Annotated in this window: 7 protein-coding genes; 3 read left to right on the forward strand and 4 right to left on the reverse strand. The window is 55.7% G+C overall.

The annotated features are described in order from the left end of the window. Positions 1 to 1,104: ABC transporter substrate-binding protein (locus tag B2R17_RS19435; protein ID WP_286765272.1), on the forward strand; the 1,104-nt coding region annotated here is incomplete at its 5' end. Beyond that, positions 1,086 to 2,978: a hypothetical protein gene (locus B2R17_RS19440; protein WP_339886609.1), complete on the forward strand. Its 1,893-nt coding sequence runs from the start codon at positions 1,086 to 1,088 to the stop codon at positions 2,976 to 2,978. The genes B2R17_RS19435 and B2R17_RS19440, both read left to right, overlap by 19 nt. On the opposite strand, the gene ligA is transcribed toward B2R17_RS19440, so the two are convergent. The 3 genes from ligA to B2R17_RS19455 all read right to left on the reverse strand — a co-directional run bounded on the left by ligA (position 2,979) and on the right by B2R17_RS19455 (position 7,064). After that, positions 2,979 to 5,297, reverse strand: coding sequence for an NAD-dependent DNA ligase LigA (gene ligA, locus B2R17_RS19445; RefSeq protein WP_286765274.1), 2,319 nt, complete (start codon positions 5,295 to 5,297; stop codon positions 2,979 to 2,981). It lies immediately after the preceding gene. A 15-nt stretch (positions 5,298 to 5,312) separates the two neighbouring features. After that, positions 5,313 to 5,570: a hypothetical protein gene (locus tag B2R17_RS19450; protein WP_286765275.1), complete on the reverse strand. Its 258-nt coding sequence runs from the start codon at positions 5,568 to 5,570 to the stop codon at positions 5,313 to 5,315. A gap of 126 nt (positions 5,571 to 5,696) precedes the next feature. Next, the gene (locus B2R17_RS19455; protein ID WP_286765276.1) at positions 5,697 to 7,064 is read right to left on the reverse strand and encodes a PQQ-binding-like beta-propeller repeat protein; all 1,368 of its coding nucleotides are present in this window, start codon (positions 7,062 to 7,064) and stop codon (positions 5,697 to 5,699) included. 1,148 nt (positions 7,065 to 8,212) lie between these two features. Here B2R17_RS19455 and B2R17_RS19460 point away from each other — a divergent pair. Beyond that, entirely contained in the window at positions 8,213 to 10,969 is a 2,757-nt protein-coding gene (locus tag B2R17_RS19460) for a mechanosensitive ion channel domain-containing protein (protein WP_286765277.1), read from the forward strand. Between the two features lie 71 nt (positions 10,970 to 11,040). On the opposite strand, the gene B2R17_RS19465 is transcribed toward B2R17_RS19460, so the two are convergent. After that, positions 11,041 to 14,541: beta strand repeat-containing protein (locus tag B2R17_RS19465; protein ID WP_286765278.1), on the reverse strand; the 3,501-nt coding region annotated here is incomplete at its 5' end.

Raw genomic sequence — 14,541 nt, forward strand, 5'->3', positions numbered from 1 at the left:
GATTGCATCTTGCGGCGACCCAATGTGCTTCCGTCGGCATTGATTCAGGTCACCGTCGATGGATCCTGGTTCGGTGGCGAGCCCGGTTCGCCCACCGGCGACTATCGCCGCGATGTCGTCGAAGGCGACGTGGTGCGTTATGTCCTCAAAGGAGAGCCTCGCACCGAATTGCAGCCACGCGAAATTGTTGAGATTCGAACCGAGTCCGCAGCCGACGGCGTGAGCAAATTGTTGCAAGGCGAAGTCGATGTGCTGGACCAATTGTTCCCCGCCGATGCCGTGCGGTTGTCTAGCAATCGAATGGTTCGTGTCGTCAACTATCCACTCCCCAGCGTGCACATGCTGGTTCCATGCAGCGACCATGAGTACCTCGCCGACAAGACATTCCGGCGTGCGTTGGTGTATGGGACCAACCGGGAAGACATCCTGAACGGTGAGTTGCTGGAGAGTTTAGAAGTCCCAGGATGTCGTGTTTTATCGGGGCCATTTCCCGCGGGACTCGAAGACAATGACCCGCTTGGTTACGCCTATGATCAATCCATTGCACCGCGTAATTACGAGCCTCGTTTGGCGAAGCTCCTGATGACGATGACGGCCAAGCAAATGGAATCCGAGGCGTCGCGGAAAAAGGAAAAGCCACCCGAGCTAAAGCCGATTCGCTTGGCGTTTCCACCAGAAAACCTTTCCCGAATTGCTTGCGAAGCCATTCGCAGCCAATGGCAATTGTTGGGATTGGAAATCGAGCTGGTTGAGTTGCCCGTCGGTCGCGCGTTCCCGGATCCGGGGACCGCCGACATTGCTTATGTATCGGCCGCGGTTTGGGAGCCGATCATTGACGCTCGTCGCGTGCTTGGTCCCGAAGGCATGGCTGGCAGCACCGACCAATTGGTCGGACTTGGTTTGCGACGTTTGGAAGAGTCGAAGAACTGGCGGGATGCTCGAGACCGATTGTTAGATTTGCACGCGATCGCTCACCACGAACTGCCTGTGCTGCCGTTGTGGCAATTGGTCGATTCCTACGCCTACAGTCGAGACCTGTTGGGTGTGGGCTCTGACATCGTGTCGCTGTATCAGAACGCTGAAAAATGGCGGTTGAGTCAATGAGTATCACAACACTATTTACTGATTCCGGTCCGCTGCTTCGATATGTGACCGGTCTGTTCGCCTTGGTTTTCACGCTGGGACCATTTGCACCTGCACTTGGGCAAGAGACGAATACCGATGCTGCCGCCCAAGCAAATCCAGCAGCGAATGCGGATGCCGAACCCGAGGTCGAGCCTGATGAGCCACCGCCGTTCGACTTTGCTCCCTACAAAACTTTGATCTGGGTCGCATCGGATTCACCGCGTGTTTCCGCCGACACGATGCGAGATGATCTGCAAAAAGTCCTCGATCGCGATTTCCATGCGGTGTGGCGAACGACGATCGAAGACGCACCCACATCCGTCGCCTCCATGGCGCTGCGTGTTCTGTCCGAAGTTGACTTTGACACGTTGGCCGCCACCGACCCGGTGATCGCGGTCAAGAGATCGCACGACGATGCGGTCCGAATCCGTTTCGCTGGCGATGTGGGGCGTTATGCGTCGAGTATTCTGACCACGACGGGCCGCATGGAAGAGGTTCGCTCGCGATTGGCGGGGGATCCAGATTCTCCCAAGAACGCGTGGCTGAGAATTCTGCATGCGATCGAAGGCGATGCCGTCTCACTGAAGGATGCGTGGGCGAAAAAAGACACTGAGGCGATCTTGGTCTCTCGCGGGATGGCGGAAACTCTGACCGAACCAGAAGCCAAGATCATCGTTCCGCCAATCACCGGTCAAGTCATTGATGCGGCGGAAGCCTATGACAAGATCTTTATCGTTCGCATTCGAACGGCCACCACGCCGATGAAAGTCGAAAGCGTCGAGTTCGATACTCTGATGCGGTATTTCGGCGACACCTCACAAGCCGCCGTTTCCAGTTTCAATCTATTGCCCGAAGTCGTCGGCGCAACCTTGCGAGATGTCTTCGCTCCCGTGGCCCGGATCGATGATGCGGGAAAGAGTAATGCAGTCGGGTTGGTGCGAGCATCGGGATTGGTAACCGACAAGAATTCACCGGCACTCGTCAACGTGGGCGACGTGTTGGTGCCGATGGTTCGCAAAGATGACCGCAACGGCAGTCCGATATCGATTGGACCGCTCGACTGGGCCTACTTGCTTACCAAAGAGTTGGACGGACGCCGCGTCAAAATGGATTTCCATGCGGGTCGAGCGGGTGGATTGCAGGGTCGCAAGAACGCGCGGACCCACCGAGTCGGGCTTCGTATTCGACCGCGAAAAGATGAGACACTGTTGCGATTGCATGCCAAGGGTGACCCAAATCAGCCGCTGATTGGATACGAGATCTACGAAAAGGAACTCGAAGGCAAGAGCATGACATTCATTGGTCGTACCGACTGGAATGGTCGCTTGAATGTCGAGCCAAACGACGAACAGCCTCTGCGATTGCTGTACGTGAAAAACGGCGGCGCCGTATTGGCTCGATTGCCGATGGTCCCCGGTCACCATGAAAAAATGATTGCGGATCTCGGTGGTGACGACATGCGTTTGCAAGCGGAGTCGTACATTCGTGGCGTGCAAAACTCGATCATCGACCTGCTGGCAATTCGCGAATTGTTCAAAGCTCGAATCATGATGCGACTTGAACGCGGCGATCTAGAACCGGCCGAAGAATTGTTGGAAGTGTTGCGGAATCAGCCGACCAACGAACGCCTCGCCAATGACATGGGTAAACGCCAGTCTGAGTTCATCAAAGCGATTGGCAAAAATGCCAACCAGCAACGCAAGGTGGATGAGATGTTCAGTGTGACACGCGAAATGTTGACCAAACACATCAATCCAAAATTGGTGCGAGACTTGGAAGAAGCGATGATTGTGGCAAAGGAAAACGGCGGCAAGTTACCACCGAAATCAGACGAAGAATCCGACGGCGCTTGATCAAGTCGCATCGGTTTCGTACCGCGATCGAAAGTCATCTTCGCTGAGGATTTCGACGCCTAGCGATTCGGCTTTTGTGAGTTTGCTGCCCGCCTTCTCACCCGCGATTAGAAAATCGGTTTTCTTGCTCACGCTGCTCGCCGCACGTCCGCCGAGCTCTTCGATGCGGGCTTTGATTTCGTCGCGAGTGTAGTGCTGCAGCGTTCCGGTCGCGACAATGTTTTTGCCCGCCAGTGGCAGGTTTGCTTCGTCGTCAGGTGTTTCGACCGGTTCCGGTTCGGACATGGTGACGCCCACCGCGTCCAAGTCACTCAGCGTCTGGGAACCCGATTCGCTATGGATGAATTTGACAAGGCTTTCAGCGATTCGATCGCCGATTTCATGGATCGCCGCCAGGTCTTCCGCCTTTGCTGAGCGTAGCAAATCGAGATTCCAAAACTTCGCCGTGATAAGCTTCGCGACTCGTGGTCCGATGTGCCGGATACTGATCGATGACAGCACGCGAGCCAACCCGCGGGTGCGGCTTTCGTTGATACCAGAGACCAGGTTCTCGGCGTTCTTGCGGCCGAACTGGACCTCGATCATCTCGTCTCCCTTGCCCTTTCTCAGTCGCGGCCAAGTCAACTCGGCGAGTTCATCCACATCCAATCGGTAGAGGTCGGCGTAGTTTTCGACCAACTCTTTTTGCAGCAGCAGGTCGACGACTTCTTCGCCCAGACCATCGATGTCCATTCCGGTTCGACTGCCGAAGTAAACCAATCGTTGACGAAGTTGAGCGGGACAGGCGGGGTTGGTGCAGCGGATGTAGACGCCGCCTTCGTCTCGCGTCAGTAGTTCATCGCATTGTGGGCAGTGAGTTGGGAACTCGAACTTTGGAAGTGGTTTGGTGCGAGCGTGCTTCTCGACTCGCACGACCTTGGGGATGATCTTGCCGGCCTTCTCGACGACAACGGTGTCGCCGACGCGAACATCCAACCGTTCGATCTCGTCGGCGTTGTGCAGGGAGGCTCGTGAAACGGTGGTGTCCGCGATGTCGACGGGAGTGAGGTAAGCAACCGGCGTGATTGTGCCAGTCTTTCCGACTTGAACATCGATCGCTTCGAGCGTGGTGATGGCTTCATAGCGTTCAAACTTATAGGCGATCACCCAACGTGGGCTCTTGCTGCGCACGCCCAATTTTTCGCGCTGCTCGAAGGAGTCGACTTTGAACACGATGCCATCGATTTCGAATGGCAGATCGGGCATTTCCAGTTCGAGTTTCGCGATCGCTTGAAGTGCGTCTTCTTTGTTTTCAAAGCGTACGACATCGGGGGCGATTGGGATGCCAAGTGTCTCGACATGCTGCAGAAACGTCATGTGATCGGTTGCTTGAACACCAACCAATTCGCCGCTGCCATGACAGAAGAATCGAATGTTGCGGGAGGCTGCGATTTTGGGATCGAGCAGGCGAATCGTTCCCGCCGTGACGTTGCGGGTATTCTTGAACGGTTCGTGACCGGCTTCGGTTTGGCGGACGTTGAGATCGGCTAGGTCCGCGTCGGTCATGTACAGTTCGCCGCGCACTTCGAGGACCTCGGGAACGTTGCCGCCGGCGATTTCTGGATGAGCACGCGCGGCGTCGGCGATCGATCGGGGTAACTCACGGATGGTGCGAACGTTGTGCGTGATGTCGTCGCCGACCTGCCCGTTGCCTCGTGTAAGTGCCAGTGTGAGCTCGCCGTTTTCGTAGCGAATCGAACCGGCGACGCCGTCGATTTTGTATTCCATCGTCCAAGCAACCGATTCGCCTTCGAGCGATTTCTCAATTCGTTCCATCGCCGCCGCTAATTCTTCGCGGCTGTAGGTGTTGTCGATCGACAACATGGGGACGCGGTGCGGAACCTGAACCAACTGGTCCACAACGTCGCCGCCGACCAATTGCGTCGGCGAATCGGGTTGGCGGAGGTCCGGGTGTTCGTTTTCGAGTTGCGTGAGTTCGGCCAGCAACTGATCGTATTGCAAGTCGGTGATCTCGGGCGCCGCATCGTCGTAGTACAGACGGTTGTGGCGATTGATTTCGTCGACGAGTTGTTGCACGCGGCTGGCAATGGAATCGGAGGCCACGAAACGATCCTGGGGCATGAGAAATTCACCAATGCTCTCGGCAGACCGAGATGTCATCCATTGTCCGTCTGGCCCCGGCTGATTCCAGACCCCTTGTTTGCTCTTGATCGTGGGGGCGTTCGTAAGAGTGTGAATGAAAAAACGGAGCCGAATTGCCGCGAATTGAAATCGCTGGCAGTCTGGCTCCGTGATGAAATTCAGGTCGATCGGACTCATCGTGAGTCCATTTGACTACTCGGCGGTGCCGGCGGCTGCGTCGATACCTTCTTTGGCTTTTTCGCCACCTTGGTCGATAGCACCGTCAACGGTTTCTGTGGCGGCTTCAGGAACCATGTCGGTCGTCTTTTCTTTGGCGGAACCAGCGGCGGAATCAACGCCCGCTTTGGCTTGGTCAGCGATTCCGGCTGCGGTGTCCGAGCCTTTTTCGCATCCGCTCAAAACAGCAACGAACAAGACGGCGAGCAACAATTGGGTGAGCTTCGTGAACATCAATTTGATCCTGGAAAAGTGGCCTGGGCGAATCCCGACAAAATGTGGGGCCCCCTACGAAGGCAACCCTATCCCAATCGCATTTGAACACAAGTGGACCAACGAGTGCCGGTTCCTATTCAGCGTTCATTCTTCCAAGGATGCGCACACCAATTGCTTGTCATTTCGAGCGTAGATGCAGCGGTTCGCGTATGCGGGATGAGACCAGGTGACGCCATTGCGACGTGGCAATTGAACAGTGGTTGTATCAAGCAAATGAGTTTGGCTGAGCGGTTGATATCCTTCCGGAGTCAAATGTGCGATCGTTAGTCGACCTTGATCGTTGAACATCCAATCCGTTTGCGAGCCCGCTTGTTGATGGACCACCGTGTGAATCGTGCCCCAGCGGTTTCGCGGAACCGCGGTGGTGTCTTCCCATACTCGTTCGCCGGTTTCTGCATCGAGACATCGCAGTTCGCCATAGCTGTCGACACCGTAGACGTATCCGTCTCGCATGACCGGTGTGCTGATGATCGATTGCAATGCTCGCGTGTTCTTTTCGTCGATCCCAACGCGATGCCACTTCTTTGTCGCGGTTGGTTCAGTCGCGGACAACTCGACCATCATGGAACCATCGTAGAACGAAGTCACAAACAAAAGGTTGTCATCAACAACGGGCGTGGCGACTCCAATCGGCATGCGAGAAGGAGGGAACGGAATGCTCCAAAACACATCGCCGGTCGAGGGCGATAAACCGCTGATGCTGTCTCCCGTCCAGCAAACGACGACATCTTTGCCGCCTTGCTGGATGAGGATCGGAGCGGAATAGCAGGCACGTTCATCGAGCGAACGCCACACTTCTTTGCCGGTTGCCAAGTCGAAGCCAACCACACACGCACCATCCGAGCCACCGACGATCTGGATCACGATTGGTTGATCAGCGGCGCCGACAAACACGAGTGGTGCACCTGTAATGCCCCAAGCCGGCATGTCGATATCGTATTCCTGATGGAGATCATGTTTCCAGAGGACGTCCCCATCGGCAGCATCAAAGCAATGAAAGTGACCCATCGCGCCCACCGCCAATGCCTTTCCATCATGGATGGTGACACTTGCACGCGGACCGGCTCGATAGCCGATTTCGTAGGCGGCGGCGTAAGACTGTTCCCAGATCAGACTGCCATCTGTTTCAGCGAAGCACAACACTCGCTCGATTTCATCCGGTTCTGTTTGACGATCGGTGACATACACGCGTCCGTCAGCCACGGTTGGTCCGCTGTAGCCTGAACCGATTTCAACCGACCATTTCAATGGAAGTTGGCCTTCAGGCAGCTCCGTCACAATCCCGGTCTCGGTCCAGTCGCCATCGCGGTCAGTGCCTCGCCACTGAGGCCAGTCTTCTGCGACCACGTTGCCGCAGACCGGCAAAGTTCCGAGCAACAGCATTCGGATTGCCAACTGGCCACAAATGCCTGGCGAGGAAAGAGCACTTCGAATTAAACGTCGGATTGCCATCGGAAGTTCCTGATCGGAAAAAGAGAACGGAACGTGGAAGTCTAATGCGTCCGCATGGACGTCACGAGTTGCTGTATTTTGCCTGGCTTCGCCGTTTCAATGCTCTCAGCGGCGTGAAACACGATCGATGTGGCAATCAAACCCAGATTTCCGTATTGAAACGGTGTCCGTTCTCCGCCGACGGCCAAATCTTTCCGGCGGTTTCGCCGCCATACTGATTGCACACAGTGGTCCCGATGAGCCACCCACTGAGATCGACGTCTCGTTCCACTCATTCGCAAACGCGAATTTCGTCGGGTCATGCCACGGCATCGGCAATCGACGTTGATCGTCTTGTTGGCAGCCGCAGGACTGTGCTGGGCTGTTCAATCTTTGGGGTTGCAGGTCGAGGACACGATGCAGCTTTTGCCACCTCTCCCTCAACTTCGTTGGGGGAGAGGTCAGACGCGGCGTTCAGCCGTCGTCTGGGTGAGGGGGCGAATTCCCTCAGGTTGAAAACGGCAACGCCAACTAGCGACGCGAGTTGCGCGAATGCCCCCTCACCCGAGCAACGCCTGAAGGGCGTGCTCGACCTCTCCCCCGGCTTCGCCGAGGGAGAGGTGACCGAAGACAAAAAACCGCCTCAAAAATCCATGCCAATTCCGGTGTCAATACCGAAGATTGGACAGCTCAGGACTGTGCTGCTGTGGTTTGTCTGCTGCACGTTGGTGTGGCTGACCATTAGCATTGCGCCTGCTCAAGAGATCGTTTGGACGACTCCCAAGCCGCCTCCGTTCACTTCATCAAGCGTCACGTCGTCGACTGTCATTTCTTCGAGTCCCGGTTGGGCAACTCAAACAGAATCAGTCAATGCAAGTCCGAGCTATATCGAACGCGGACACTCTGAAACTTCGACACGGGGACGTTTGTCGCCACCTGCGTTCACTTCCAGCAACGCGTTCACCTCCGGCAATCCGTCCAGTTCGGTCGCCAATTCGCGGTCGTCTCGGCCGAGCGATTCGCATTCGCATCCCCGGCCCGTCGAAAAGAGCTATTCAGCGTCGTCGCAAATATCACCACTGAATCTCAACCAACAAACCCGCACGGCTTCGGATTGGACCCGCACCGCTTCAGATTGGGATGGAGCAGATACCACGGAAGCAAAAACGGTGAGCTATCCGTTGCTGCCGCGTCAACGCAACGAACCCGAAGATTGGCGACAGTCGCCCTACGCAGACGTGCATGTTCGTGCTGCTCAGCAATCCGAAATGCGATTCCGCTCTCTCGCTCAAACATCAGATCCTGTCGCAGCGGACATTGCGGAGAAGAACGCGGATCTGGTGCAGCAATGGATTGAACTGGCGACGAGCTACAACCAACTGGCCAGTCGTCTTTACGATGCTAAGGGGCAACTCGACGCGACCCGTTCGGATTACGAAGACGTTCACCAAAAGCTCACGCGTCACGGTTTGACGCCGACCATTGGTTTGTTGCTTCGCCACAAGAAGGACCAACTGGATCAATGGCAAATTGAGAACAGCCAAACGGCCTTGGCCAGCGAAGCACTTGGGAAGGCGCGACAACAGCAATTGGAATTGGATCTGATTCGGTTGGATGGATCGGATCCGGAGCAGCAAACGACGCAAGTTCTCAGCAATGTTGGCTACGACACAAACCGCTATGGCGACCCACTGCGATTGCAAGTGGAAGAGTTGTTGCGTCAACGAGCCGCTTGGATTCGTTCGCTGCAGGTTGGCTATCAGGATCAACAACAAAAGATCAGCGAACTGGATTCCATCGCGACCGCATCGCAGTCATTGGCAGCCGACTACCGAATGCTGATTGATCGGCATGTCATGTGGATTCGCAGCGATGAGCCGATCGGACTGCGCGACGCTCGCAATTTGAAAGGTGGCATGGCGGCATTGTTCGATTCCAATCGAAGTGCTGACTTTGGACCGACGTTTGAACGGAAAATCGCCGCCAATCCAGTGGGAGCAATCGGTTTACTCGTCGGAATCGTTTTGATACTGGTGCTTCGTTGGCTCGCGAAGTCTTGGCTGGTCGCCATCGGAAGCCGCAAGAAAATGCGGAAGGCATCGCCGAACAAACGAAAGCTTTACGCCGGTGTGCTCACGGTTCTGGTTGCCGCTGGAATCCCTGCCGTTCTGTTCTGGATCGGCCGTTGGTTGGGGGCCGGTGTGGTATCCGAAGCAACGTTGCATGCTGCGAGTGCGTTTTGTGCAGGCAGTTTGGTGGCTTGGTTGATTGAAGTCCCACGGCAGTGGCTGCGGGCGGATGGGTACTTGGATCAACATGTCGACATCGAGTTGCCGCGTCGCCCACGTGCGATGAAATACCTCACGATCATCGGCATGGGCCTGGTCATCGCTGCGTACACCATCACATTGATGAGCCAAATTGATCACGGAATGTGGCGCGGTTCGGTCGCTCGAGTTGGATTCATACTGGCGATGTTGCTGGTTGGTTGGACGATGCATTTGGCGTTGCGACCTGTTGGTGGATTCTTGGAGCCGCTGATAGAAAAGTATTGCGGCAGCGTGATCCATCGCGGTCGTTTCCTGATGTATTTCGCAGGCATCGGTCTGCCACTGTTTTTGATCGCTTTGTCAGCACTCGGGTACAGCGTCACAACGCACGAGATCATTCAGCGGATCATTTTCACGGCCGTGGCATTGATGTCCGCATCGATTCTTTGGGCCGGGGTGAAGTATGTGTCTGCAGAACTTTGGCATCTGCTGACCGGGACGCGCGGATCAACTCAGGAGCCAGATGACATCGACGAAGTTGAAACGGGACGCGTTGCTGGCGCTCTCGGAGAACACTTTCTTGAACTCAAACATCACCTCGCGTTTCTGTGCCAGTGTGCGATGGTGTTGGGGGCGATTGTTTGCTTTGGTTGGCTTTGGATCGATGTGTTTCCAAACGTTCGGATGGGCAACCCGGTTCTGTGGACGGTCGAGGACACTGTTCAGCAAGCAAGCGTCAACGCGACCGGACAAACGGTCATGGAATCGGTGGTTGAAACCACGCCCGTCACCGCGGTGCATTTGTTGCTGGCCGCTGGGACACTGTTCGTTGCCTTTCAATTGGCGAAGCTGTTGCCTGCCCTGTTCGATGCACTCGTCTTGCAGCGGGTTTCGTTCGACGAAGGCATGGAGCACTTCACGCTGGTACTGGGGCGGTTCCTGCTGTTTAGCGTTGGGTGTTTCATTGCTTGTAAATGGATCGGAGTCCGCTGGCACACGATCCAGTGGTTGGCCGTTGGTTTGATGATCGGCTTGGGGTTTGGCTTGCAAGACATGGTCCGAAACCTGTTTGGCGGGTTCATTGTGTTGTTTGAAAAGCCTGCTCGGCTGGGCGATTTGATCACCGTCGGGAATTTCACGGGACGCGTGGCCGCCCAGCGTCTGAGAACGACCGTGTTGTCGGACGATGACGGCCGCGAGGTGATCATCCCGAACAAGAACTTCGTCAGCGACGACGTGGTCAACTGGATGGGTGCGGGACGTCTGAGTGTCATCCCGATGGAAGTCGCCGTCACGCGAGACGAGCGGCCCGCGGACCTGTGTCGAACGTTGCAAGAGCTGATGATCGAGCAGCCGGAAGTGCTGCTGACACCGGCTCCTCAAGCCACGCTCGTGTGCGTTGGGCAACGGTCTCAACGAATTGAAGTGCGTGCCTGGATCGAACAGGGCCAGAACGCGGAACGCTATCGCGACCAGTTGTTGAAGCTTGTTCGGCGCCATTTGCTCGAACGGAATTTGCTGGCTCAAAACCAACCATCTCAACCGGAGATGCGAGATGTGTTGACCAAGCAAGACGATTCAGAAGACTTCTTCGACGACGACTTTGGCCAGCCACGACTTTCCGACGCGATTCGCAAGCGAAAACGCCGCGCTTAGAAGCCATGGGAGCGGCATCCGAGATCGAGGTGGTTTCGCAATCGTCGATGAAAGCGTTTGTTGGTCGTTGGTTAGTTGCCTAGACCAAGAGGTCGCGTGGCGTGACGGTGCGAGCTGGCCAGTGATTGCCGGACTGATGGACGCAGGCTCGCGGTGAATTCGCTGCCATTGTCGAACGAAGTCCATGGTTCCAACGAAGCATATTCGTTGTCCAACCGATCGATGCCCAGATATCCAAACCCATCCCCGCCTTGGCCAGCGAACGAGTCGGCTTGTCCCGCCACTTCCACGAACTCAATCCGCGTTTGTTGTTGGGGTTGAGAATGATGGAATTGCATCATCCAGTTTCCGCCAACATCCGTGATGGCGATCTCTTCCCCGAGCAGTCGACCGGCACCGTCATAAATGCGTCCGACGATTTGGGTTCCTGGTCTTGCTGCTCCACTGAAAATCGGTTCGGGAGCCAGGAACTGAATCGCTTTTGTCAGTTCGCGTGGACGGTGTTGATGAGGCGTGTCGAAGTACAACGCTTCGGATTCTTCGAATGGCTTCGAGGCATCACGTTTGTCTTCTTGGAGCTGACCCTTTTCGTTTTGGCTGAAGTCGTTGTAAGCGTCAAAAGTGAAGAACGTCAGTTCAATCTCTGTCGGGTCATTTGAAGTGCCGGTGTCGCCAGGTTCACCGAGATTGTTTCCGTTGGGATCATCGCCGCTGTCTGAATTGTCGGTGATTCGTCCGATTGGGTTGCCGGCTTGGTTCCGAAGTGGATCGCCATTTTCATCGAGTGGATTGCCACTTCCCTGAGCTTGGTTGAACAGGGTGACTTCGGTTTGGCCGGGTTCGCTGACCACTTCGACGGTCAGCTGGACGGTCACGCTTTCGCCTGGACGAATCAATCCGGTGATGCCGTCGAAGATACTTTGGGTTGTGTCATTCACGTAGGCGTTATTAATGACCGGATCGATGGATGCATTGGACTCAACGATACGGGGTGATCCAATCACTTCGCCAAAGTTAACTCCGTATTCCGATGCCAAGTCGTCGAACAATTGCAGATCACTGAGATCCGTCGTGCCCGTGTTCTCAAGGATGAATTCAATCGTCAGTTCATAGGTGAGTCCAAGTTGTTTGGCATCCACGATCGACTTCGCAACTCCCAAGTCGGGAATGTGCAGAGGTGTTGGGTCATCAGCCGAGGATGAATCGCCCGGCTCTCCTAGGTTGGTGGAGGACGGGTTCAAGCCCGAGTCGCTCCAGTCGTTGACAATCGCATTGGCGTTGCTTGGGTCCGAACCAGTCACTGTTGCTTGGTTCTCTAAGAACGATGCCGTTCCGCCCGCATCGGGATCGATTTCCACATCAAAGGTGACCGTGAATGTGTCGCCTGGAAGCAGCAACCCAGAGTTCGGGTCAAGCATGTTTTGAGTGACATCCGTCTCCCAATTTGGGTTGAGTGTTGGCGCGGTGCCGGACACGCCGCCCGTTTGGATTTGGGTGTTCGAAACGCCCAAGTAGGCGTCTCCGAACATGTCAGCAAGATCTTGCTCGAGTTGCAAGTTGTTCAGTTGGGTTGCGCCCAAGTTTTCGACGACGATGGTCACAGGAACGGTGAAGTTGTCCGAATCGGGGATTTGAACTGGATCACCATGGTCCAATGCGATTCCGATGGCGGGGATCAGCGTGGGATCGTCGAATCCGCCAGTGTCGCCTGGATTGCCAGGGTTGCTCGTTGCCGGATTGCTGCCGGTGTCGGAGAGGTCCGTGACGGTACCGTCATAACCCGCTACCAAGGGACGCGAGTCGTAGTCGCCCGAGACCGAAACTTGGTTGCTAGAAGTGGACACCAATTGATCGATGTCGACTCGCACGGTGAATCGAACGGAGATCTGGTCGCCTGGATCCAGTGTCCCCGACGAACCGTCAAACACTTCGATCAACGTGTCTCCGTTCCATGCGGCGAGATTCGGATCGCTGTTGGCGTTGGATGCAACGATGGACGGAGGATCGACGACGGAGATGAATCCAGGGCCAAAGCGATCGTCTAGGTCTTCGGTGAGTGTGATGTTATCAAGCGACACCGTGCCGAGGTTCCGAATGACGATTTCGTAGGTGATGTCGCGGTTTCCGTCGGGGGCTCCGGTTGAGGTGACCAAGCGTTTGGCGGCACCGATTTCTGGCAATACCAAAGGAGTCACATCGTCAGTGGATCCGCTGTCGCCGAGAGAACCAGCGTTGGAAGTGTTGGCATTGATACCACTGTCCGAGAGATCGCTGGCGACGACTGGCGAACCGCCATCGAGCAGAACGGCACCGTATTCGTCCAACGCTCGGCCTGTTGCAACGGCTTGGTTCTCTGCCGTTTGAGACAATCCATCAATCGCATCGGGATCAACGACAACGTTGAAGGTGATCTCAAAGGAGTCACCCGCATCGAGTGAGGCTGTGGTCGCATTGATCATGGACGTCGAAGTGTCGGTTTCCCATCCCGCATTGATGGTTGGGAACGAACCGGTGCCGCTTGTGTTGTTGATTGCCAACGAGCCCGTTTCGATTTCAATGAAGGCGTCGCCGAACTGGTCCGCGACATCATCGTGAAGCGTCAGTTGATCCAATGTAACCGAGCCAATGTTTTCAACCGACATCGTGTAGGTCACTGTGAAATGACGCGAGACGGGGTCTTGAGTGAAACTGGTTTGCTGCTTGGCAACACCAATGTCCGCGACATAGACCTGGGTCGCATCGTCTTCTGTTCCTTGGTCGCCGGGGGCGCCCGAGTTGGTTCCGGTGACGCTGCTGCCACTATCGGATACGTCCGTCACACTGAGCGGCGTGCCCGGAACTGTCGTCACATCGGTTCCGCCCGCCGTCGATGTGTTGAAGATGGCAGATGCTGTTCCCGACGCATCGGGATCGACCGTCGCCACGAACGTGACGGTCAATGACTCACCAGCTTCGAGGAATTCAGTGGTGGCGGCGGGATCGAACATGTCCAGCGAAGTGTCGGTGGTCCACGCCCCGTTGATGACTGGTGTTCCAGCACTCGCCGTCGCTACGACGGGTGTCGACACGGAAACAAACCGACTGCCGAGCTGGTCTTGCACGTCATCAAATAGCGTCAGGTCGTCCAGTCTGACTGACCCCGTGTTTTCGACGTAGATCTCAAAAGTGACGTCCCAGAGGTCGCCATTGGCAACCACATCGAGAACATTTTTGAGTGTTTGCAAATTCGCAATTTGATCGGTGTCGCTGTCGGAGTTGTTGCCGGTTGTTGGATCAACTCCGTTGTATGCGTCGTCTGACACGCTCACATCGACAGTCAACGGATCGTTGTTCGCGTCAAGGATTTCAACGACGTCCCCGGAAATCGAGAGGTTGACCGTTTCACCGTCTTGGACAACAGGCAAAGTCCAGGTCACCGTGCCAGCAACAGCATCGATCACGCCGCCCGCGGTTGCGGTCACATTTTCGAGCACATTGGTTGGGAACTCTGCGACGACCACAACGTTCTCGCCACTGAAAGTCCCATTGTTGGTCAACGTGATGTCGTGGGTCACGCTTTCGCCCGCGACGAC

The organism is Rhodopirellula sp. UBA1907, from assembly GCF_002337565.1.
Lineage (GTDB): Bacteria > Planctomycetota > Planctomycetia > Pirellulales > Pirellulaceae > Rhodopirellula > Rhodopirellula europaea.

Bases quoted from the DNA above. Each gene is read 5' to 3' on its own strand.
- B2R17_RS19440 (WP_339886609.1), top strand. From the start codon at position 1,086: ATGGCGGTTGAGTCAATGAGTATCACAACACTATTTACTGATTCCGGT.
- ligA (WP_286765274.1), bottom strand. From the start codon at position 5,297: ATGAGTCCGATCGACCTGAATTTCATCACGGAGCCAGACTGCCAGCGA.
- B2R17_RS19450 (WP_286765275.1), bottom strand. From the start codon at position 5,570: ATGTTCACGAAGCTCACCCAATTGTTGCTCGCCGTCTTGTTCGTTGCT.
- B2R17_RS19455 (WP_286765276.1), bottom strand. From the start codon at position 7,064: ATGGCAATCCGACGTTTAATTCGAAGTGCTCTTTCCTCGCCAGGCATT.